This window comes from Myroides sp. LoEW2-1, from assembly GCF_009767705.1.
GTDB classification, from domain to species: domain Bacteria; phylum Bacteroidota; class Bacteroidia; order Flavobacteriales; family Flavobacteriaceae; genus Flavobacterium; species Flavobacterium album_A.
On record NZ_WSPP01000100.1, the window covers coordinates 1 to 19,845 of the forward strand.

The 19,845-nt window shown below is 33.0% G+C and carries 20 protein-coding genes; 5 read left to right on the forward strand and 15 right to left on the reverse strand.

Going from position 1 to position 19,845, the window contains the following annotated elements; genetic code table 11:
- Positions 1 to 175: 175 nt before the first annotated feature.
- The 4 genes from GOQ24_RS06725 to GOQ24_RS06740 all read right to left on the reverse strand — a co-directional run bounded on the left by GOQ24_RS06725 (position 176) and on the right by GOQ24_RS06740 (position 3,800).
- Positions 176 to 553, reverse strand: coding sequence for a DUF4258 domain-containing protein (locus GOQ24_RS06725; protein ID WP_155091825.1), 378 nt, complete (start codon positions 551 to 553; stop codon positions 176 to 178).
- 62 nt (positions 554 to 615) lie between these two features.
- On the reverse strand, positions 616 to 1,812 hold the full coding sequence (locus GOQ24_RS06730) for an alanine dehydrogenase (protein WP_160339359.1): 1,197 nt from the start codon (positions 1,810 to 1,812) through the stop codon (positions 616 to 618).
- A gap of 16 nt (positions 1,813 to 1,828) precedes the next feature.
- Positions 1,829 to 2,245 carry a tRNA (adenosine(37)-N6)-threonylcarbamoyltransferase complex ATPase subunit type 1 TsaE gene (gene tsaE / locus GOQ24_RS06735; protein WP_155091823.1) on the reverse strand — a complete coding sequence of 139 codons (417 nt, stop codon included), beginning with the start codon at positions 2,243 to 2,245 and terminating at the stop codon, positions 1,829 to 1,831.
- 1 nt (position 2,246) lies between these two features.
- On the reverse strand, positions 2,247 to 3,800 hold the full coding sequence (locus tag GOQ24_RS06740) for a PglZ domain-containing protein (RefSeq protein WP_160339360.1): 1,554 nt from the start codon (positions 3,798 to 3,800) through the stop codon (positions 2,247 to 2,249).
- Between the two features lie 139 nt (positions 3,801 to 3,939).
- Here GOQ24_RS06740 and GOQ24_RS06745 point away from each other — a divergent pair, with 139 nt between their 5' ends.
- The 4 genes from GOQ24_RS06745 (at position 3,940) to GOQ24_RS06760 (ending at position 7,923) form a co-directional block, all read left to right on the forward strand.
- A complete protein-coding gene (locus tag GOQ24_RS06745) occupies positions 3,940 to 4,935 on the forward strand; it encodes a glycosyltransferase (RefSeq protein WP_155091821.1) in 996 nt (331 codons plus the stop codon).
- A gap of 12 nt (positions 4,936 to 4,947) precedes the next feature.
- Entirely contained in the window at positions 4,948 to 5,544 is a 597-nt protein-coding gene (coaE, locus tag GOQ24_RS06750) for a dephospho-CoA kinase (RefSeq protein WP_155091820.1), read from the forward strand.
- Positions 5,545 to 5,606: 62 nt separating this feature from the next.
- The gene (locus GOQ24_RS06755; protein WP_155091819.1) at positions 5,607 to 7,190 is read left to right on the forward strand and encodes a sensor histidine kinase; all 1,584 of its coding nucleotides are present in this window, start codon (positions 5,607 to 5,609) and stop codon (positions 7,188 to 7,190) included.
- Positions 7,191 to 7,200: 10 nt separating this feature from the next.
- On the forward strand, positions 7,201 to 7,923 hold the full coding sequence (locus GOQ24_RS06760; RefSeq protein WP_155091818.1) for a response regulator transcription factor: 723 nt from the start codon (positions 7,201 to 7,203) through the stop codon (positions 7,921 to 7,923).
- Positions 7,924 to 7,991: 68 nt separating this feature from the next.
- Here the strand turns inward: GOQ24_RS06760 and GOQ24_RS06765 are convergent, their stop codons facing one another.
- Genes GOQ24_RS06765 through GOQ24_RS06775 form a run of 3 tightly spaced genes read right to left on the reverse strand, consistent with a single transcriptional unit; the run spans position 7,992 to position 10,108 of the window.
- The gene (locus GOQ24_RS06765) at positions 7,992 to 8,933 is read right to left on the reverse strand and encodes a LysR family transcriptional regulator (RefSeq protein ID WP_155091817.1); all 942 of its coding nucleotides are present in this window, start codon (positions 8,931 to 8,933) and stop codon (positions 7,992 to 7,994) included.
- A gap of 49 nt (positions 8,934 to 8,982) precedes the next feature.
- A complete protein-coding gene (locus tag GOQ24_RS06770; protein ID WP_160339361.1) occupies positions 8,983 to 9,597 on the reverse strand; it encodes a hypothetical protein in 615 nt (204 codons plus the stop codon).
- A gap of 16 nt (positions 9,598 to 9,613) precedes the next feature.
- Positions 9,614 to 10,108, reverse strand: coding sequence for an RNA polymerase sigma factor (locus tag GOQ24_RS06775; protein WP_155091815.1), 495 nt, complete (start codon positions 10,106 to 10,108; stop codon positions 9,614 to 9,616).
- Positions 10,109 to 10,198: 90 nt separating this feature from the next.
- On the opposite strand from GOQ24_RS06775, the gene GOQ24_RS06780 reads away from it, so the two are divergent.
- Positions 10,199 to 10,690 (forward strand): GNAT family N-acetyltransferase, encoded by a 492-nt coding sequence (locus GOQ24_RS06780; protein ID WP_155091814.1) that lies wholly within the window; start codon positions 10,199 to 10,201, stop codon positions 10,688 to 10,690.
- Between the two features lie 31 nt (positions 10,691 to 10,721).
- On the opposite strand, the gene GOQ24_RS06785 is transcribed toward GOQ24_RS06780, so the two are convergent.
- From GOQ24_RS06785 to GOQ24_RS06820, 8 genes are all read right to left on the reverse strand, one after another.
- Entirely contained in the window at positions 10,722 to 11,834 is a 1,113-nt protein-coding gene (locus GOQ24_RS06785) for a TlpA disulfide reductase family protein (protein ID WP_155091813.1), read from the reverse strand.
- A 198-nt stretch (positions 11,835 to 12,032) separates the two neighbouring features.
- On the reverse strand, positions 12,033 to 13,151 hold the full coding sequence (locus GOQ24_RS06790; RefSeq protein WP_155091812.1) for a TlpA disulfide reductase family protein: 1,119 nt from the start codon (positions 13,149 to 13,151) through the stop codon (positions 12,033 to 12,035).
- Positions 13,152 to 13,268: 117 nt separating this feature from the next.
- A complete protein-coding gene (locus GOQ24_RS06795) occupies positions 13,269 to 13,652 on the reverse strand; it encodes a DUF423 domain-containing protein (protein ID WP_155091811.1) in 384 nt (127 codons plus the stop codon).
- A gap of 8 nt (positions 13,653 to 13,660) precedes the next feature.
- The gene (locus GOQ24_RS06800) at positions 13,661 to 14,590 is read right to left on the reverse strand and encodes a transglutaminase domain-containing protein (RefSeq protein ID WP_155091810.1); all 930 of its coding nucleotides are present in this window, start codon (positions 14,588 to 14,590) and stop codon (positions 13,661 to 13,663) included.
- A 27-nt stretch (positions 14,591 to 14,617) separates the two neighbouring features.
- Positions 14,618 to 15,463 (reverse strand): substrate-binding domain-containing protein, encoded by an 846-nt coding sequence (locus GOQ24_RS06805; RefSeq protein WP_155091809.1) that lies wholly within the window; start codon positions 15,461 to 15,463, stop codon positions 14,618 to 14,620.
- A 119-nt stretch (positions 15,464 to 15,582) separates the two neighbouring features.
- Positions 15,583 to 17,094 carry a succinate CoA transferase gene (locus GOQ24_RS06810; protein WP_160339362.1) on the reverse strand — a complete coding sequence of 504 codons (1,512 nt, stop codon included), beginning with the start codon at positions 17,092 to 17,094 and terminating at the stop codon, positions 15,583 to 15,585.
- 1,422 nt (positions 17,095 to 18,516) lie between these two features.
- Positions 18,517 to 19,389 (reverse strand): nucleoside phosphorylase, encoded by an 873-nt coding sequence (locus GOQ24_RS06815; RefSeq protein ID WP_155091807.1) that lies wholly within the window; start codon positions 19,387 to 19,389, stop codon positions 18,517 to 18,519.
- Between the two features lie 16 nt (positions 19,390 to 19,405).
- Positions 19,406 to 19,753 (reverse strand): translation initiation factor, encoded by a 348-nt coding sequence (locus GOQ24_RS06820; RefSeq protein WP_155091806.1) that lies wholly within the window; start codon positions 19,751 to 19,753, stop codon positions 19,406 to 19,408.
- Between the last annotated feature and the right edge of the window lie 92 nt (positions 19,754 to 19,845).

Below are 19,845 nucleotides of genomic sequence, written 5' to 3' on the forward strand. Positions count from 1 at the left end.
TAATAATATTAACGACATTATTGATCAAAATAGACTAATAGCTTAAGTCGAACTCACGTTAAGTAAGGATAGGGTTAAAAATATAACAGTATAGTGGTGTTTAACTCCATTAAAAAAGCCAATATCTCTTTTACTTAAAGATATTGGCTTTTGCTATTTTGGTGAAAGAGAAAATCTATTCTCCCTTTTTAATATTTTTTAATCTGACTTTATCAGAGTAATTAATTATCTCCACAATGATTGGCTCTTTTGCTTCGTTTTTGCCTTTGACAATGTATAGTTTACCACTTTCTTCCTCGATATTACTCTTAGAGAAATCAACTTTACCATAAGTTAAGGTATTTCTAACATCATCGTCTGTAACCCATCCCTCTTTAAAGATATTTTCAGCTTCAGGAGAATAAACTACAGGTTTACTTCTCAAGTCTTTCAATACTCTGCAGTTTGGCAAATAACAGAATTCAGTTTTCTTTTCTCCAAAGAAATAAACCAAGAACATACAGCCAATTAAAATACCAAACAAGTAGTATGCTAAACGTTGTGTAAATTTCATTTTAAATAAATTTGTGCAAAAATACTAATTCAAACTTGGTAAACTAATCATTTACCAAAATTTTAAAAGGTGAAAAGATTGATGTCTTTAAAATCAAGGTTAAACCAATTTGCCACACTTTGATTTGTAACGAGTCCTTTGTAGCTGTAGATTCCAGATCGAATCGTATTATCGCTGTGAATTGTACCTTCCAGATCTCCGTTTTCAACAAATTCTAATAAGAGTGGAGTTAGTATATTACTTAATGCCATTGAGGCCGTTCTGCAATAACGGGAAGTGATATTTGGCACACCATAGTGAATAACTCCATTTTTGACTATGGTAGGTTTTTCGTGTGTGGTCAGTTCTGAAGTTTCAAAACACCCTCCGTTATCAATCGCAACATCAATGATTACAGCGCCTTTTTTCATGTTTTCTACCATTGTTTCGCTGACGATGATTGGCGCTCTTGTTTTTCCTCGGATAGCACCAATGGCTACGTCGCAGCGCATTAAAGCTTTTAGCAATATCTTCTCTTGTATGGTCGATGTAGCAATGCGATGTGGTAGGTTGTTCTGTAGTCTTTTTAGCTTTTGTAGTGAATTGTCGAATACTTTGACATTTGCACCTAAGTTTAAAGCTGTTCGCGCAGCGTTTTCTGCTACAATTCCAGCTCCAAGGATCACTACTTCCGTGGGAAATACACCGGTGATATTTCCAAAGAGCAGTCCCTTTCCATCGTTAATAGTACTCATGAGTTCAGAGGCTATGTGAATAGAGGCTATTCCTGCAATTTCACTTAACGCACTGGTTGAGGGAAAAGAACCCAATTTGTCCTGTATGAAATCAATGCCAATAGCAGAGATTTTCTTCTTACTTAAAGCGTTAAAATACTTGTTATCAAGCGTTTTTAATTGAATTGTTGACCATGCCACCGAGTATGGAGCAAGCAGTTTTATCTCCTCCAAAGTAGGAGGGACAACCTTTATGATAATCTGACAGCCAAAAACCTTTTTGATATCCGCAGTAATTTCCGCACCAGCCTTACTGTATTCTTGATCTGTGTAACTCGCAGCTTCGCCAGCTCCTTTTTCGATTAAGATTCTATGACCATAAGAGGTTAAGGTATGTACTGCCTCAGGGGTGATACATATTCTTCTTTCGATATCAAAGTTTTCTTTTGGTACACCTATGAATAAGCTGCTTTTAGGTCTTTCAACCATAAGGCACTCTTCTTGAGGAATTAAATCTTTTTGAGAAAAAGGAGATGAGAAATTCATGATTGTTACAGGGTATTTAGTTATTTGTTAAAGTCAATCGTCTATCTCCATTTTCTAAAGTGAAGATTTCGATTAAAGTATGGTCTTCGGGAATTATATTAGGCGTTTTCTCAGGCCATTCTATAAAACACCAATTGCCAGAGTCAAGATATTCATCCATTCCCATGTCATAGGCTTCTTCTTCTTCTTCGATGCGATATAGGTCAAAGTGATAGACAATATCGCTTGTCGTAGCAGAATGATATTCATTGACGATAGAGAACGTAGGACTACTTGTCAAATCATTTACTCCTAAGTGCTTTGCTAATGATTTGATGAAAGTTGTTTTACCTGTGCCCATTTCAGCATCAAATAAAACAACTTTGTTCTGTATGTTTCTTAGTACTGTTTCTGCAGTCTGATCAATATTTTCTAAAGAAAATGTGATTTCCATTTTATTTGGGGTTTAAAATAATAAAAGGAACAATTAATTCTTCTAATGAGATACCTCCATGTTGGTATGTATTTCTGTAGTATGATACATAGTAATTGAAGTTATTCTGGTAAGCGAGAAATAAATCATTCTTTGCAAAAATAAATGAACTACTCAAATTAATACTTGGTAATTGTATTTTTTTAGGATCTTTCACTGCGTAGACATCCTTATTTTCAAAAGTAAGGCTTTTACCTGTTTTGTATCTCAAATTCAGGCTGGTGTTTTTATCGCCTATCACCTTAGAAGGATTCTTACAGTTAATTGTACCGTGATCGGTTGTGATGACTACTTTGTATCCCATTTGTTGGGCTTGTTGAATCATTTCAAACAAAGGAGAATTCTTGAACCAACTCACAGTTAGCGAACGATAAGCTTTGTCATTAGATGCCAGTTCTTTAATAACTTCCATTTCTGTTTTGGCATGAGAAAGCATATCTACGAAATTGTAAACAATCGTAATTAATTGGTTGTTCTTTAGGCTTTTGAAGTTTTCGGCTAACTTTTTACCTTCTCTTTGATTGGTGATTTTGTAGTATTCATTTTTTACGTCAAGTCGCAATCGCTTTAATTGGGCTTGTAAGAATTCATTCTCAAAAAGATTTTTTCCCCCTTCATCAGTGTCGTTCTTCCAATATTGTGGGAAATGTTCAGACATTTCTAAAGGCGTTAACCCTGAGAAAATGGCATTTCGAGAATACTGAGTTGCAGAAGGTAAAATGGAAAAGAAACTGTATTCAGATTCTACTTTATAGTGATTTCCTATTATAGGCTCAAATGCTCTCCATTGATCGTATCGCATATTATCGACAACGACAAATAATATTTTGGCATTTTCTTTTTTTAGTTCAGGAGCAATCCACTTTCTAAAGATTTGATGTGAAAATACTGGGCTGTCATCAGGGTTATTAATCCAATATTCATAGTTTTTCTCGACAAATTTACAAAAGAGGTTGTTGGCCTCAGATTTTTGACTGTCTAAGATATTAATTAACCCTTGATCTTCAATTGTCTCTAATTTTTGTTCCCAGTATAACAGTTTTCTATAAATAGATATCCAGTCTTCATAAGTCCTTGCATCTATAAGGTCCATCGATATATTGCGGAACTCTTTCTGGTAACTAAGTGTTGATTTTTCAGAGATTAATCGTGAATCGTCGAGGTTTTTCTTTAAGCTCAGAAGGATTTGATTCGGATTGACAGGTTTGATTAAGTAATCAGATATCTTTGATCCAATTGCTTCCTCCATAATGTATTCTTCTTCACTTTTGGTAATCATGATGATTGGTACACTACTGTTGATACTTTTGATTTCATTTAGAGTTTCTAATCCTGTAATCCCAGGCATATTCTCGTCAAGGAATACTACGTCAAATGATTGCTGTTTGACAAGTTCAATGGCATCTTGACCATTAGTACACGTTGTAACGATATAATTTTTTTTTTCTAAAAAAAGAATATGAGGTTTAAGTAAATCAATTTCATCATCGACCCATAATATGCTGATTTTGTTCATGTTTTGATTGTTTTGTAATTAGTTTGTGGGGTATTAATTCTAATAAAGAATAAAATAGTATTGATAAATATAATAATCAATTTTTGTATTACAATACTTAACGATATTTTTGTTACAGTATTATGTAAATATTGGGAAAATGTACTATTCATTCATAATTCCTCTTTACAATAGACCAGATGAAATTGACGAGCTTTTAGATAGTTTGACTAATCAAACCTATAAAGGTGATTTTGAGGTGGTTGTGGTAGAGGATGGTTCAGCAATTGATTCACGAGATATAGTGGCAAAATATGAAGACAGACTTTCAGTCAGTTACTATTATAAGGAAAATTCGGGACCAGGTGATTCGCGCAACTATGGTATGCAACGCGCTAAAGGAGATTATTTTATTGTTTTAGATTCAGATTGTATAATACCAAGTCAGTATTTGACAATTGTAGACCAATATTTAAATCACAAGTTTGTAGATTGTTTTGGTGGGCCTGATGCAGCATTGGATAGCTTTACTGATGTTCAAAAGGCAATCAACTTTGCAATGACCTCGTTTATGACAACTGGGGGTATAAGAGGGGGCAGTGAGCGAGTAGGTAAGTTTCAACCAAGGAGCTTTAATATGGGAATTTCAAAGAAAGCATTTGAAGCTTCAGGAGGTTATGGTAAAATACATCCAGGAGAGGATCCTGATTTGACGATTCGCTTATGGGAATTAGGTTTTGAAACGGAGCTTTTCCCTAAGGCTTATGTCTATCACAAAAGGAGAATAGACTGGAAGAAATTTTATACGCAAGTAAATAAGTTTGGCAAGGCAAGGCCTATTTTAAATAAAAGGTATCCAAAGTACAGTAAGTTAACCTATTGGTTTCCGAGTGTTTTTATTTTGGGATTACTTATGAGTTTGATAGGTATTTTATTTGAAAATTATTACTTGTTTTGTCTTTATATTTTGTACTTTTTACTTGTATTTATGACATCTGCGATAAAAGAGCGTAGTTTGAAAATAGGTTTTTTGTCAATTTTGTCAGTTTTTATACAATTTTTTGGTTATGGTACGGGTTTTGTTAAAGCTACTTATAGAATAGTTGTCTTGAATAGAAAACCTGAAGAAGCATTGCCAGAGATGTTTTTTAAATAGAAGGTAAGCGTTATGAAAATAGTTGGGTTAACAGGAGGTATAGGCAGTGGTAAAACGACGGTAGCCAAAATGTTTGAAGCAGAGGGAATACCGATTTATATAGCTGATGATAGAGCAAAGTATATAATGGATCGACAAGATGTAATAGATAGAATACAGGCTGTTTTTCCAATCAATGTGCTCGATGCTTTGGGAAAGTTAGATAGGAGAAAGATTCGCGAAGTAGTATTTGACAATAAATCACTGTTAAATGAGTTAAATAGTATAGTACACCCAGAAGTAAAGAAAGACTTTCTCGAATTTGTTCAGGCAAATCAGGCAGCTGATTTTATTATAAAGGAGTCAGCCATTCTATTTGAAAAGGGTTTGGATAGGGAATGTGACTTTACGATTCTTGTTACAGCACCAGAAGAAATAAGAATTGAGCGCGTAAAGAAGCGAGATAACACAACGGAAGACAGTATTCGACAGATTATAGCTAATCAATGGGATGACTTGAAGAAAAAGTCATTAAGCGATTATATTATTGAGAATATTGATATGAAATTGGTTAAAGAATGCGTAATTTCCATTGTTAATGACATTAAATTGAGAAAAAATTCAATTTAATTAGTTAATTTTATGTTAATCGTTATTATTGGTGTTTATTTTAATGTTAATTTTAAAAATCAATGAGTAAGTTTAGGTTTCGTTTATTAGTAGCTATTATGAGTTTTTCTCTGATAGGTATAATAATAGTTCAACTATATTGGATTGTAAGCTCATATAGAAATAATGATGAACAGTTTAAATATCATGTTCAACAGGTAATTGGAAATGTAGCAAATACAATTCAGCAAAATGAAGCGACTGAGTTCTATAAGTTTTACAATCAGTTAAAAGATAGTATTGGGACCGCTCCTAAACAAAGTGAACTAAAGCAGTATTTAATTGTCGAGAGAGACCCTGCTACCAATGAGGAGATATTTTACTCGAATTATTTAATAGCAGAGGACTATAATATAAAAAGTTCGCTCTTTGATAAGAAAGCTCCAGATTCAGTCAAGGTAAAGAATTTTATTTCTAAGAGAAAGACTGAGATTTATCGCGGTAATGGATTTGAGAGAAATGAGATAAATCAAAATTATCCTGATGAGGTTATTGAACAGACAGGTGGATTAGATTTATTAGACAAAGCGCAATTTGAAATTTATTTCAAAGATATTGTTGCTTTGCGAAGTGTAGATGAAAGAGTATCAAAAGATAATTTGCATGAACTACTGCAAAAGGAATTAAAGCAGTATGGTGTTAATGCTAAGTTTGAATTTGGTATTTATAATAAAGGATTGGCTACTAAGATTAAGTCAGATGAGTTTGAATACGAAGAAAACTCAACTTATGGTGTTCCAATCTTGAAAGATAATAGTGGGAAAAGTAAGTATCATTTGTACGTGTCTTTTCCAGAAAAAAGTAAATATTTGTTTTCTTCCTTAATTGGAATAACATTTTTATCAGTACTTTTTACAGTAGTTATTATAGCTGCGTATCTAAGTGCTATTGATCAGTTAATTAGACAGAAGCAAATTTCTGAAATAAAGACTGACTTTATCAATAATATGACGCATGAGTTTAAGACGCCTATTGCAACTATAAACTTAGCGTTAGATGCTATTAAGAATCCCAAGGTGATATCTGATCCAGAAAAAGTTGATCGATATCTAAAGATGATACGGGACGAGAATAAGCGAATGCATGCTCAAGTCGAGAATGTCTTGCGTATTTCGAAATTGGAAAAGCGCGATTACGATGTTGAGAAGGATAGAATGGATGTTCATGAAATTATTGAAAATGCTGTTGATCACGTTGCTTTGATTATACAAGATAGAGGCGGAGATATAAACTTGCATTTAGATGCTACTAGAACTGATGTCTTAGGTAATGATTTTCACTTTACCAGTGTGATCGTAAATATCTTAGACAATGCAATTAAGTACTCTAAAGAAAGACCTATAATCGATGTTTATACTGAGAACTATAGGGACTTTATCTTGATTAAAGTAAAAGATCAAGGAGTAGGGATGAGTAAAAATGCTCAAAAGCGTATATTTGACAGATTCTACAGAGAACATACGGGAGATTTACACGATGTTAAAGGTCATGGATTAGGTTTGGCCTATGTTCAACAAATTGTAGAAGTACACAATGCTCAAGTATATGTAGAGAGCGAAAAAGGAAAAGGAAGTACATTTATTATAAAAATGCCATTAATAAATTAATACATATAACATGGAAACAACAAACAACAAAAAGATTTTATTAGTAGAAGACGATCCTAATTTCGGAGCAATCTTGAAAGATTATTTAGCCATTAATGATTTCGAGGTTACATTAGCAAAGAATGGGATGGAAGGTTTTGAAAAGTTCAAAAGAGATACTTTTAACCTTTGTATTTTAGACGTTATGATGCCTTATAAAGACGGATTTACCTTAGCCAAAGAAATCCGTGATAAGAATAAGGAAATTCCAATTATCTTCTTAACTGCAAAGTCAATGAAAGAAGATGTATTGAAAGGTTATAAGGTTGGAGCAGACGATTATTTAAATAAGCCTTTTGATTCAGAAGTTTTACTGATGAAGATAAAAGCAATTATTCATAGAAAATCTTCAGAAGTTAAAACGGATAATACTAAGTTTGAATTTCAAATTGGTAAATTCCATTTGAATTCTAAATTAAGATTTTTAACTTTTGAGAATGATGAGCCAATCAAATTATCTCCAAAAGAGAATGAATTATTAAAAATGTTAGCTATCTACGAGAATGATTTAATGCCTCGTGAAGTAGCCTTAACAAAGATCTGGAGAGATGATAATTACTTTACTTCTCGTAGTATGGATGTTTACATCGCTAAGTTGAGAAAGTATTTAAAATTAGACGAGAGTGTTGAAATCTTAAACATTCACGGAGAAGGATTCAGATTAGTGGTTAAAGACAAAGAAGATCAAAAATAAGATTGAGTCGATATAAAAAAGGGACAATGTTTTAAACATTGTCCCTTTTTTTGTCTATCTAAATGATATTATTTTGCTTTTTTAGGGCTTATAATCTTGACATCTTGAAATGCTATGGCGCCTCTTACAATACTTAGTATAACATCATATAAGGCATTTATAATTTGTACTTTAAGCTCATTCTTGGTGTGTATTAAGCTAATTTCTCTTGCGGGTTTAGGGTCTTTAAATTGAACCAAATTAGCTTGATCATCTCTACTCAAGTTTATTGTATGTAGGTATGGAAGAAGGGTATAACCCAATCCTTCTTTAGATAGATTGATTAGCGTTTCGAAACTTCCACTTTCAAGTTTAAAACTCCTGTCCTCTGAGGCATTTGCATTTTTGCAAATATTGATGATTCCATCTCTAAAACAGTGGCCTTCTTGTAAGAGTAAGAGGTTTTTTAAGTCTAATTCTTCTGCAGTTATCTCTTTGTTTAGTCCTTGTTTAAACTGCGGAGGAATATATCCAACAAATGGTTCATAGTACAAGACTTTTTCAACGATATCACTATCTTGCAAAGGAGTTGCAACAATAGCAGCGTCTAAGTAACCATTTTTAAGCTTGTAGATAATTTCATCAGTAGTGTACTCTTCAACAATTAAGTGAACTTTACTGTATTTTGTAAAGAATGTTTTTAGGAACATAGGTAGCAATGTAGGGGCTACAGTAGGGATAATTCCTAATTTAAAGACTCCGCCAATAAAGCCTTTTTCCTGATCTATTAAATCTTTTATTCTGTCTGATTCATCTACAATTTTCTGAGCTTGTTTTATAATAATTTCTCCAATTGCAGTTAGTTGAATCGGCTTGCTACTTCTGTCAAATATTTGAACACCAAGCTCTTCTTCGAGCTTTTGTATTTGCATACTTAAGGTAGGTTGGGTTACAAATATTTTTTCGGCTGCAAGCGTAAAGTTTCGGTGCTCAGCAACAGCCAGAGCATATATTAATTGGGTAATTGTCATAAATAAACTATTCCTTATTTTGTTGTAAGTTAGTTAAAATAAGTGATATCTAATTGTCTGAATCTATTTTTTCTAATTCTTTAAAGTTCTTCATTAATTTTTTGATTAATAAACCATAAATCACTTTATAATACCCCCAAGTTAACAAGATGAAAAGAGCTGAAAAAACAGCCATTAATGCTAAAAAAACTATACTCTGTTTAAAGTTAATATTTGAATTTGTCCATGGAATATAGTTGATAGTTGCGAGAATAATAACTAATCCTATAATGATTAGATTGGTGTAGATATAGTAATTGACTGTCTTTTTGGTTTTTAATATTTGTGCAATGAGTTGTTTTGTTGAGGTTGCTACAGATATTTTGCGGTAATTGAAAAAGAACAATACAATAAATACGATAGAAGTCAATCCTGAGATATAATCTATGTAATCCACAAGAAAATATAAAGGTTTGCCCTTTAACTCTATTTCGTTTTGTTCTTTAAAAGAATATAGATAACTAAGTAGATTAAGCACAATAAATTCTATGATGCTAATCACGAAAATCCACATAACTATAGACGATGACTTCTTGTGAATCATCTTCTGTATCTCTTCTTTTGAAATCTTAGGAAAATCCTTTTGCTGATTCCAGTGTTTTTTAAGTAAATCTAACTCCTGCATGATATCTAACGTATTACTATGGATTTAATAGCTGTTTTAGTTTTGTTTTAATTCGATTCATTTTAACCCTTGCATTTATACTTGATATACCAAGTGTTTCTGCTATTTCATCATAATTTTTATCTTCTAAATAAAGAAAGACAAGGGCTTTTTCGATGTCATTTAATTCTTGTAGGGCTTTGTACATTGCTTTAAGCTGTTCTTCTTCCTCTTCGTTGTACTCTGTGTATTCAAATTTGTGGATACTAAAGTCAATAGAAGTAGTGTCTATTGATCGCTTCTTCTTACGATATAAAGAGATTGCCGTATTTAATGCGATTCGGTAAGCCCAGGTAGTGAATTTAGCATCTCCTCTAAACTTAGGATAGGCATTCCATAGTTGAATGGAGATTTCTTGAAAAAGATCTTTATGAGAAGCCTCGTCGACTGTATATAATCGACATACTTTATGGATAAGGTTTTGATTGTTATCCAATAAGGTTATAAATTCAGGCTCCAGATGTTTATTCATATCTAATGTGTCGCACAACTTATATTATTGTTACAAATAATATGATTAATATTTCTTTAAAGATATATCTTCGCAAATATATATTATAATATGCTTAGATTAAAAGAATTTGACCTGTCGGATATTCCGACAATGATTAAATGGGGGTTTTCGAAAGAAGAGTTGTTTCAATTTGCAGGTGATGCCTTTTCTTATCCATTGCGAGAAGAAGAAGTCATTAGTTTTATGAAGAAAGAAGGTTCTTCTTTTTTTGCAATACAAGAGATCGTTAGTAATACAGTGATAGGTGTAGGTGAAGTAGTCTTAGAGCCATATAATACTTGTAAGTTAGCAAGAATTGTAATTGGAGATACAGCGTTTAGAGGAAAAGGTTATGGACAAGAAATGATTGTTTTATTGACAGATTATTGCTTGCAAGAGCTACAGGCAACGAAAGTTTATCTGAATGTGTTTGATTGGAATATTGGAGCTATAAAATGTTACGAAAAAGTAGGATATCAGTTCACTGAAAAAAGTAGAGAGTTCAAGGTTAATGAAGAACTTGTTTGGATTTCAAGGGAAATGGTTTATGTCCAAGACTAAAATAAGAAAAGTCTGCTATTGCAGACCTTTCTTATTTTAGATATGATTTTATTACATCTTCTATTGATGGTTCTAAGTGGTTAATATCGACTACTACACCATCTTTATCGATAATAAATGCTGTAGGTATTGTTCGAACCCCATATTTAATTTGCAAGGTTGCAGGATCTGATATGTGTGTCCAATCCAACTTCTCGTCTTGTATTGTTTTTCTAAGTTCCTCATTGTCTTCGTCTAAAGCAATACTGATGATTTTGAGTCCTTCTCCTTTGTATTTTTGGAATAATTCAGAGATAAATGGAGTTGTTTCTTTACAAGATGGACACCAAGGAGCCCAAAAGTGAAGTATAGTGACCTTGCCTAAGTTTTGAAGTAATGTAATTCTATTTTGTTGTAAGTCTACCGCTTCAAAATCAGGAGCATATTCACCTACTTTAATTTTTGTTTCATTAGTTTTATCAATCATTCTCTTTACTGCCTGACCAATATTTGTCTCTTGTAATTCTTTGCTTAGTTGCGCATAGTTGTAATAAGCTTCTTCACGAGAGATATTGTCGTTGTCGAGTCTTTGGTAAAGGACAACAAGCGATGTAAAGCTATTTGGTTTATTTGCTGATTGATCAAGGATTACGTCCGAAACCTTTTTTATCAAAGTATTAAATTCTGCAGAAATAGCGTCAATGGTTTTACCATCGTTTTCTTGCACTGCATTTTCAAGAATGGGTTGATTTATATCCTTAAAACGGGTTAACTCTAATTGACTTTCGCGAACTTTCTGAGTGAACTGATCTAATTCATCGTTGTTCTTTGTACCAGTAATAGATGAGGTATTGATGTTCTGTGGAGTATTATAAGCCTTGATATGACCTTGTTCTAAAATGAAAGCATCATTTATATCATCTGTTGTTAAAATAGCATAAGAAGGCGCTGTAATCGTACCTTTAAAACTATAGGTGTTGTTTTTAATCTGTGTTGAGTCAGTTTTTACAAAATCATTCTTTATGGGATCTAATATTGATAAATAGATATAACTTCCATTCGTTTGTTGAAGTGTTGATCCTGTGATTGTATATGGGTGCTTTTTTGAAGAAAAGCTCATAGTTAGAAATGCGATTCCTAATAATAGGGCAGATTTACGTAACATAATTTTTAATTCTTTTAAGCTAAAGGTATAATAAATGTTCTTAAGGTAAATGGTTATTTAGTTATTTTTATGTTTTCACGACAAAAGAGTTGTGCAGTTAGAAACAATACATCACTAAGACTATAAAGAAGAATAATGGCCGTTTACAAATAAAAAAGAGGCTTCATATGCTTATGAAGCCTCTTTCGAAGTTGTTTATTATTTTAATAACTCAGCAACTTTTGCTTTAAGTTTATCTCCTCTTAAATTTTTTGCAATTACTACGCCATTTTCGTCTAATAAGAATGTCGCAGGAATACCTCTTACCTCATATTCTTTTGCGATTGGTTCTTTCCAATAAGCGAGGTTTGAAATGTGATTCCAAGTCAATTGGTCTTTGTTGATTGCCTCAACCCAATTCTCTTTTGTTTGATCTAAAGAAACCCCTATGATGTTCAATCCTTTTTCGTGATATTCATTGTAAAGTTTTACAACGTTTGGGTTCTCAATACGACAAGGCTCACACCAAGAAGCCCAGAAATCAATTAGAGTAACTTTACCTAAAACATCTTCTAATGCTAATTCTTTTCCATCAGGAGTCAGTGCTTTGAAGTTAGGTGCTTTACTTCCAATTTTTACTGCAGGCTCAGGTAATTTAGATATGTACTCATTAAGAGCTTTACCAATAGTTGTTGTTTTTAAATCTAAAGAAAAGCTATCAAATATTGGTTCAATCTCATCTTTCGAATAGTAACCATTATGAGTATATTCATTATAAGTGATCAATGTAGCAATAGAAGAGCGATTAGTTTCGATATAGTTTTCATACCAATCTGCATAAGCTCCAGTTAATTTGCGATCTTGATTCTTGATTTCTTCTATAACTGCAGTATTGTTCTCTTGTTTTGCTTTGATATAAGCTTCTTCATTTTGCGCTCTGAAATCAACAATAGGTTTTGTCAATTCATCTTTCTTTGCGATAAAGCTATAATATTCGTCATTGTATTTAGTTCCGCTGACAAGATTTTTTTCTTTCGAATGTTCTACTTTTATCTTGTTATTATCTTCAAGAATAAAAGGAATTCTACCAGGGTTTTCACCAATGTGAATAAAGGCTTGGTCAATTGCGTTTGTAGTTGCTCCTTTGAATACAAAAGAATTGTCTTTTACAACTGTAGAATCAATAGCAAAAAATTGGTTATTGTCTAAGTTTAACTTTTCAAGATATACTACAGTACCTTCTTCAACGTCTTCTGTTGATCCTGTAATTTGATATCCACTTTGCCCACATGCTGTTACTAAAGCAGCAAATGACAATAGTCCTATGATCTTTTTCATGTATATGTTTTTATAACTGTTATAACAAATATAGGTAAAAATAGTTGTTATATTTTGATGATTAGTAGGTGATATGTTGTAAATACCATAAATAGGGTAGTTTATTTATGATATTTCTTAATGTATAAATGAAAAGTAAAAGAAAATAATAAACCATCCAATCGTTAGACAAAGCCCGCCTATAGGAGTTATTGGACCTAATATTTTGATTTTTTTACCAAAAGTAGAACTTAACGTCAGTCCATATATACTAAATGAGAACAATATGGTCCCAATTATAATGATGTTAGCAGCGTGTGCTAACTGGTCTGCTTTAGGCATGAATGCCATTGCTACAAGTAATATTGCATGATACATCTGGTATTTTACGCCTGTTTCGAAACTCGTAAGTGAATCAGATTTCATATATTTTTTCAAAGCATGCGCACCAAATGCACCAAAGATAATGGCAAGTCCGCCAAATAAACTTCCTGCTATTAAAGGGGTAATATTGTTTATCATATGTTGTTTTAATTTAAGGTTAACTGTCCTAATATTTCTTCTGACATGAAAGGGCCACCTGGATAACGTGCTGTATAGTCAAGATTAAGCCAGATTTGTCCTCTCTCATCAATGTGGTAATAGATTTCTCTTCCTTTTGTTTCTTCTCTGAACAAAACTTCTTTGATTAAGTATATTGCTTGTTCTAAATCCGCTTTGTTGTGAATCAACATCTCAGGGTACATATGTCCTTTTGTATGGATTAACCGTGGTGTACCACCGATAGCTCTAATACAAGCAGCCATTAATACGGAATAATCGTCGCAGTCACCCGAAAAGTGAATTAATGATTCTGATGCTGTCGCGATATATTCTCTTCCCTTTGGATCATTAACGTAGTTCCATCGCGTTCGGATCTCTTTAAAGATAGCAAGGGACTGGATTAACTGTCGGCTTTCGTAGTAGCCTTTTGTTCTTGTAAAGTGTTTGGTCGTAGCTAATAAGGCAAAATTCCTTACCTGTGGGTTGTCGAACTCAATAGCTCTAATGATTTTGTTCTTATTTGGAAACGGCAATAGCTTAGAGATAATAATATCTTGTGGAGCCGGAGCTTCAGACATATTGTAAACCATTGCCCTGTAGTCCTCATAAACTTCATAATAGCCATATCCTCCTTTTATCGTTGTCCACGTAAGTATTCCAAGATAACAAAAGAGTATTATAAGCAAAAGGGTCTTTAGTTTTTGCAATAAAAATTGAAGTATAGCTACAATGAGGATAAAAAGTAAAATACGATCCAGTTGAAAAGGCCATTCAGGGTCTACTATATTGTGGTGTAAGATAATAAAGATAGGTACCGTAATCAGAATATTCAGTAATAAAATGATGATAGAATCCCAAGGTTTTGGAATTCTAATATAAGTGTACCATTTTTTTTTACCTCTATTATCTGTGTTCATCGTTTAAAACTGGGATATTTAAGCCACTTAGAGTATTATGTGTTTATATTCTTTTAGCGTTTCTATCTGACCTAACTCTTGCAATTGATTTTGAATTTTGTCAAAGTGTTTTTGTGATAATTGTCTTTGAGACCAACGTGTTAGTGTTAACCAGTTTTGTATATCCTCAAGTTTTTGGTTGTATTTACTTGCTAATGTTCTATCGATACTTGGGATCTTTTTAAACTCTGCAGTTGTTGTATTTACAACTTCCAATATATGCTTAACCAAGGACTTGTTTTCCGAGACAAACTTATTAGTACCAACGATGACAAATGACGGCCAAGGAGTTGGACATTCACCTATTCTGCGAAAGATCTGCTTATCAACGATAGGTTGAGTCATGAATCTTTCCCACATAAAGTAGTCAGCTTCTCCATCTGTCAAAGCGTTTATTGCTCCTTCAAGTGTATTAACTACTACAAACTGTAGTGAACTGATGTCCCAATTCATTGACTTAGCGTGTACAATAGCCATAAGGTGTGAACCAGATCCATATCTACTGATTGCAATTTTCTTATTCTCTAATTCGCCGATTGATTGGATAGGAGAACTGTTTGCTACGTGTATTCCCCAAATTAAAGGAGAAGATACATATTCCTGTACGATTGTTGTCTGATTGCCATTGGATATATCCTTGATTATTCCTTCAGATAATATAACGGCAAGATCTGCTTCTTCATTGCGTAGTAATTGACACATTTTTCCAGTTCCTTCTGGTATATCTTCCCACTGTAGGTCTATTCCAATCTCATTGAATTCTCCATTTTCAATACAAAGGTGCCATGGTAAATTAAAATGTTCGGGAACCCCTATAATCTTAACTTTTTTCATTTTTAAATTGTATACATTTTCATGCTAATATACTAAAAATGCAAATTCTGTTAGTTATCTAATTATGGGTTTATTCTAAATAAAAAAACTCTACTTGATTAAGTAGAGTTTTTAATAGTTTAGGATTTCATAGATCCTGTATTTTTAAATCTTATGTGGAATTTATAAGCTTCTTCAAGGATATGTGGGGTATGACCACCTACTTCTTTTACAGCTCTATCGAAATAATCTCTTAACTCATCTCTGTAGTCAGGATGAGCACAGTTTTCTATGATTACTTCAGCTCTTTCGCGTGGAGATAGACCTCTCAAGTCTGCTAAACCAATATCAGTAACAAGAATATCTACATCGTGTTCTGTGTGGTCTACATGGGACACCATTGGCAAAACGTGTGATATCACATTATTATCCTTAGATGCTGCTTGTGTAACAAAGATACTTAGGTAGGCATTTCGAGCAAAGTCTCCAGAACCTCCAATACCATTCATCATTTTATTACCTCCAATATGTGTTGAATTTACGTTTCCGTAGATGTCAAACTCAATAGCAGTGTTGATAGCGATAATTCCCAATCTTCGGATTACCTCTGGGGCATTACTAATGTTTTGTGGTCTTAGAACTAATTTATCTTTGTATTGGTCGAAGTTCTCAAGCAATCTGTTGTAGCATTCTTCAGTAACAGTAATTGAAGAACCAGATGCGAAAGTCATCTTACCAGCATCGATTAAGTCAAATGTACTGTCTTGCAATACTTCTGAATACATCGTAAGGTTCTCGAAAGGGCCGTGTTTAAATCCGGTTAAAACAGCGTTTGCAACTTTTCCAATACCTGCTTGTAAGGGAAGTAACGCATAGGTTAATTTACCTTTTTTAACTTCTTCTTCAAAGAAGTTTAATAGGTGTTGAGATATAGCTGATGTCTTGTGATCAGGTTCCGGAAGCAGGGCAGGGGTATCTTCTATACTTGAAAATACAACTCCTACTACATTCTTAGGATTCAAGCGAATGAAAGACTCACCGATTTTATCTTCAACTGTATGAATAGGGATAATCTCGCGTCTTGGTTGTTTTTTTGGTACACAGTTGTCGTGGATACCTTCTATGCTCAATGGAATAGCTGTGTTAACTTCAATGATTATTTTTTTGGCAACACTGGCAAAGTAAGCTGAGTTTCCTATAGAAGTTGTAGGAATAATAAAACCTTCCTCATTAATATAGGTAGCTTCAATAATAGCTATCTCTACTTGAGGTATGTGTTTTTCTTGTAATTGTTCTATTGTTTCACTTAAGTGTTGATCGATATACTTTACTTGACCACTATTAATTGTTTTTCTTAGAACTGCATCTGCTTGGAAAGGCATACGGCGTATAAGTGCATTGTTAGTAGCTAAGTCTGCATCGGTTGTTTGTCCTAAGGAAGCTCCAGTGATTAGTGTGATAGCAACATTCTCTTTTGCAGCGCGTTGTGCAAATGCTGGTAAAACTGATTTACTATCTCCTGCTTTAGTGAAGCCACTTGCTCCAACTACGGCTTGATCATGAATTAAAAGAGCTGCTTGTTCTGCAGCAATTATTCGTTCTCTATAGGGAGCATATTTAATACGCTCTATTCTCGAGTCTTCTTTCGTCATTTCAAATAAAAATTTTAAGCTCTTAAATTTAATAATATTATTTATTATTTATCAAATAAAATGCCATTCAGGTAGATTAATGCTTTACTTTAAATCTATTAGTATAAAGTATATAACTATTGTGAAATAATTTAAGAAACAAAAAGTAAAATAAAGGTTTTAATTCTTTTTGTTGCTTTTAATGTAATTAGCTTTTGTTGAAAAAGTTGATAATACTGCAAAAAGCAACTTATTTAAGTAGAATATGTTTTGTTTTATTGAATGAACATAGATATAAAGTACACTAAATAATAATAATTTCTTAATATAGATACAACTCAGGTTTGATCGCTTTTATGTATGCAAGTTGAATCATAATTATATTGATTTGCTTGAAGTATTCGTCTAAGTGTTTACTGTCTATCAGTATTTAAACGAGTTTGTCGAACTGTGATTTGACTTTTGTACTTTATTTGAACTTTACTTTGAGTGAAAGTTAAAGCGATGAGCTGTTTTATCACTTTAATAAGGTCGGATGTGGATATTTATGTAGCATCTAAACAATCAGTAAAGCAGGAAAGAGAAAGATATCAGTTCTAAACTATGATTGGTAACACTAAGGAACGCAGGGTGGTCCTTCTTGATTACTCCTTATCTCACTTAAGTATTTAGCATATAGAAAAATCGGAGGAGAAACCCCTTGTTGCCTGGGGGAGAAGGATAATCAAAGGAGTTATTCTCTCTCAATACTATACATTTTTAAAGAATAGTAGAATAGAAAGACCTTTATAGATCTTTGTTTAAGTGATAAATCAAAGCAGTCTTGCTTGGGCTTTCTTTGGGGTTTCTAGGCGATTGCTAGGGGTTTTGTTCGGAAAACACGCCTTTTCAGCAGGAAAACCGCAAGGAAGGTGCAAGAAAACCGCAAGAAAGCCCAAGGAAAGTGTTTTCATTTCTCCTAATTGATGACTTTATATGGTATACGAAATTTTAGCTATTAACAGCAAGATATTGAGCAGTTATCAGAACCTTTCTAAGGGTTGAGTCAGGTTGAATTAGTTGCACCCCTCCTGAGAAAGGTAAATCATCATCAAATAGCTAAAGCAATAGTCATGAGTAAACTTACGCTAAGTTTCAAGGGTAGATAAAAGATAACTTTTTCAAACCACTATAAAGCATGATTTTGGAGCTATACATTAGATAATGAACATATTTAGTTAGGCTATTGTTTGATTTTCAAGTTAAAGAAGTAGCTTCTTTCATCTTAGCTATAGTGATATAATAGGGGGAATGCCTGTCCTTCTCAGATTGACTAAACTTTAGGTGGAGTTTCCCATTTTTGAGATAGACTCTTTCTTTTGAGTATGGAATTAAAAGGCATAAAAAAAGGTAGTATAAAAATATACTACCTTTTCATATCATTAAATTACTTCTTTTTTTATTTTATTGTGCACTTAATTTATCTAATGTGTACACAATCAATTTATCAACAGCAGCATATGGATCTTCAGAGAAAGTACCATTAGCTCTATTAGCGATAATTGTATTTAGAGATACTGCATGGTGACCTAATAATTTACAAAGGCCATAAATAGCAGATGTTTCCATTTCAAAATTAGTCACTCTATGACCTCCAAATTTGAAGTTGTCAATTTTGTGATTTAATTCAGGATCTTGAATAGCAAGTCTTAATACACGTCCTTGTGGACCATAAAAACCACCAGCAGTACCTGTGATGCCTTTAAATGTTTTGTCACTTTCTAATTTAGCTTCCAGTTCAGGACTATTTTGTACAAAATAAGGGCGTCCTTTTCTCAAATCCCAATTAGTATGTTTGATAAATGCATCCTCTAAGTCTGTATCGATCACTTTGTCAATTACGTAAGAACGCATTAAGTTGTCTAAACCAAGACCATATTGTGATAAAACAAAACTGTTTACAGGAATATCAGCTTGTAAAGAACCCGAAGTACCAATACGCACAATATTAACCGATGTCAAATCTTTCTTGATTTCTCTTGTATTTAGGTCGATATTGAATAAAGCGTCAATTTCATTGATAGCGATGTCAATATTATCAGGACCAATACCTGTAGAGATCACTGTAATTCTTTTCCCTTTATAGGTTCCAGTACAAGTTTTGAACTCTCTTTTTTGAGTTTCAACCTCTATTTTATCGAAGTGTTTTGAAATTCGATCAACGCGGTTTTGGTCACCTACGAAGATGATGTCTTTTGCAACATGCTCAGGTCTTAAATTTAAGTGGTAGATACTACCATCAGGATTTAAAATTAGCTCAGAATCTTTTATTTTCATAATATTCAAAATTTATTTATCCACCTACACGTTTTACTTTGTAGCCTTCTTTTGTTAAATATTCCATTATTTTATCTCTAAAGTTTCCTTGGATGATTATTTCACCTTCTTTAGCACTTCCTCCTACACCACATAGTGTTTTTAGTTTTTTTGCTAATGCTTTTAAATCATCTTCGGTTCCTTCAAAACCTTTTATAATCGTGGCTATTTTACCGCCTCGATTCTTTTTGTCCAAATGAGCTTCCAGTTTTTGAAGATGAGGGGCAGGTGTTTCGAAATCTTCATTGGTATTGAAATCGAAATTCTCATTTGTAGAGAAAACAAAACCTCCTAAATCTTCAAAGCTATTTGTTTTTTTTGCCATATTGTTGTTTGCTGAATTGTGTTTAAATTATAAACGCTCTTTTCAAAGTTACGAAAAATGTATTTGCTTAAAAAGCGATTATTACTTAAAGA

Bases quoted from the DNA above. Each gene is read 5' to 3' on its own strand.
- GOQ24_RS06765 (WP_155091817.1), bottom strand. From the start codon at position 8,933: ATGACAATTACCCAATTAATATATGCTCTGGCTGTTGCTGAGCACCGA.
- GOQ24_RS06725 (WP_155091825.1), bottom strand. From the start codon at position 553: ATGAAATTTACACAACGTTTAGCATACTACTTGTTTGGTATTTTAATT.
- GOQ24_RS06805 (WP_155091809.1), bottom strand. From the start codon at position 15,463: ATGAAAAAAGTTAAGATTATAGGGGTTCCCGAACATTTTAATTTACCA.
- GOQ24_RS06770 (WP_160339361.1), bottom strand. From the start codon at position 9,597: ATGCAGGAGTTAGATTTACTTAAAAAACACTGGAATCAGCAAAAGGAT.
- GOQ24_RS06785 (WP_155091813.1), bottom strand. From the start codon at position 11,834: ATGTTACGTAAATCTGCCCTATTATTAGGAATCGCATTTCTAACTATG.
- GOQ24_RS06810 (WP_160339362.1), bottom strand. From the start codon at position 17,094: ATGACGAAAGAAGACTCGAGAATAGAGCGTATTAAATATGCTCCCTAT.
- GOQ24_RS06790 (WP_155091812.1), bottom strand. From the start codon at position 13,151: ATGAAAAAGATCATAGGACTATTGTCATTTGCTGCTTTAGTAACAGCA.
- GOQ24_RS06815 (WP_155091807.1), bottom strand. From the start codon at position 19,389: ATGAAAATAAAAGATTCTGAGCTAATTTTAAATCCTGATGGTAGTATC.
- GOQ24_RS06745 (WP_155091821.1), top strand. From the start codon at position 3,940: ATGTACTATTCATTCATAATTCCTCTTTACAATAGACCAGATGAAATT.
- GOQ24_RS06780 (WP_155091814.1), top strand. From the start codon at position 10,199: ATGCTTAGATTAAAAGAATTTGACCTGTCGGATATTCCGACAATGATT.
- GOQ24_RS06775 (WP_155091815.1), bottom strand. From the start codon at position 10,108: ATGAATAAACATCTGGAGCCTGAATTTATAACCTTATTGGATAACAAT.
- GOQ24_RS06740 (WP_160339360.1), bottom strand. From the start codon at position 3,800: ATGAACAAAATCAGCATATTATGGGTCGATGATGAAATTGATTTACTT.
- coaE (WP_155091820.1), top strand. From the start codon at position 4,948: ATGAAAATAGTTGGGTTAACAGGAGGTATAGGCAGTGGTAAAACGACG.
- GOQ24_RS06730 (WP_160339359.1), bottom strand. From the start codon at position 1,812: ATGAATTTCTCATCTCCTTTTTCTCAAAAAGATTTAATTCCTCAAGAA.
- GOQ24_RS06755 (WP_155091819.1), top strand. From the start codon at position 5,607: ATGAGTAAGTTTAGGTTTCGTTTATTAGTAGCTATTATGAGTTTTTCT.
- GOQ24_RS06800 (WP_155091810.1), bottom strand. From the start codon at position 14,590: ATGAACACAGATAATAGAGGTAAAAAAAAATGGTACACTTATATTAGA.
- GOQ24_RS06820 (WP_155091806.1), bottom strand. From the start codon at position 19,753: ATGGCAAAAAAAACAAATAGCTTTGAAGATTTAGGAGGTTTTGTTTTC.
- GOQ24_RS06795 (WP_155091811.1), bottom strand. From the start codon at position 13,652: ATGATAAACAATATTACCCCTTTAATAGCAGGAAGTTTATTTGGCGGA.
- GOQ24_RS06760 (WP_155091818.1), top strand. From the start codon at position 7,201: ATGGAAACAACAAACAACAAAAAGATTTTATTAGTAGAAGACGATCCT.
- tsaE (WP_155091823.1), bottom strand. From the start codon at position 2,245: ATGGAAATCACATTTTCTTTAGAAAATATTGATCAGACTGCAGAAACA.